At 37.3% G+C, this 1,325-nt stretch carries 1 protein-coding gene; it reads right to left on the reverse strand.

What is annotated here, in order from left to right:
- Positions 1–184: 184 nt before the first annotated feature.
- On the reverse strand, positions 185–1,325 hold a 1,141-nt coding region (locus ACJML3_RS00455), incomplete at its 5' end, for a tyrosine-type recombinase/integrase (protein ID WP_406019651.1).

The following is a 1,325-nucleotide window of genomic DNA, read 5'->3' on the forward strand; positions in this document are numbered from 1 at the left end:
TGTTTTACCTTCATTAGAAAGTTCATGAACTGCAGAATCGAACCCTTTTTTATAATTTATGATTGACTGTTTATCCATAATTAAACCTTTTTTATTTTAATATCAAATAGTTATCTTGTTTTTTTTCATTTTACTGACATCAGTAAAATGGAATTATTATTACTTTTATGTTAGCTTATTCAAACTAACTTTGCTTAGTTAATTCCTTTCTGATCTTCTCATGAGCCTCTGCCCTGCAGTGATCGACATAATCACACCAATCCTGCATTATTGGTCTTCTCTTTTCCAGAAAGTCACTTCTCTGATAAGCTTTTCTAACCTGATTATCTGATGAATGGGCAAGACACATTTCAGCAACATCTTCTCTATACCCCTGCTCAGCTAACCAAGTAGCACCTATTGAACGTATGCCATGGGCAGTCTGAATACCACCTAGGCCGGCTTTTGAAAACATCAGTCTGACTGATTCACGGTTAATAGGTTCTCCTTTGTGTTTGGTATGGTCACTTACAAATACATAGTCATAAACCTGAGGCATACTCTGTAGCAAGATCTTCAATTGCTTTGACATTGGCACTTCATGAACTCTGCCTGTCTTCATTATCTCAGCTGGAAAGCGAATAACTTCATTATCAAAATCTATCCAATCCCACTTTAATTCAGCAATTTCACCTGGGCGAGATAAGGTATAAAATTGAGTTAACATTGCATTCCATACCACACCATAAACACGCGGTTTACATTCAAGGGCATAGAAGAGTTCAGGCAGTTCTTTAGGAGTGACTGCAGCTAAATGTTCTGCCTGCTTACGTGGATAATTAACCTTGATATGAGTAAGGTCATGCATTTCTTCTAAACGGCCGGTATTCTGCACAAAGATAGCCATATCCTTAACATAATCACAAAGCTTGCGTAAGGTTTCGATCTGACCTTTATCTTCAAGAGGCTTCCAAGCGGTTATGAGGGCATAAGCTGTAAGGTCTTTTAGCTGAATATCACCAAAGATAGGGAGAATATGACGTTCAACTCGCAGCTTCAGATATTCAAAGGAACGTGCAACAAGTTTCTTCTTATCGTACCAATCATTAAAAGCTTCTCTAACTGTATAAGAAGCATTTGCGCTGATGTCTGGAATAACGGAAATAGTCTTAATCCATTCATTCTTTGCTTGTCTGGCCATAGCAACAGAAACTGCAGGATAGTTGCCTAAACATTTATTAAGAGTCTTATTATTCTGTTTAGCTTTTGCATACCAAGTTGCAGTTCCAGTAGGTGCAATTCTTATAAACAGATTCTGCTCTACAGTATGATTGATCTTTTTAGCT

The organism is Succinivibrio sp. (assembly GCF_045124615.1).
GTDB classification, from domain to species: domain Bacteria; phylum Pseudomonadota; class Gammaproteobacteria; order Enterobacterales; family Succinivibrionaceae; genus Succinivibrio; species Succinivibrio faecicola.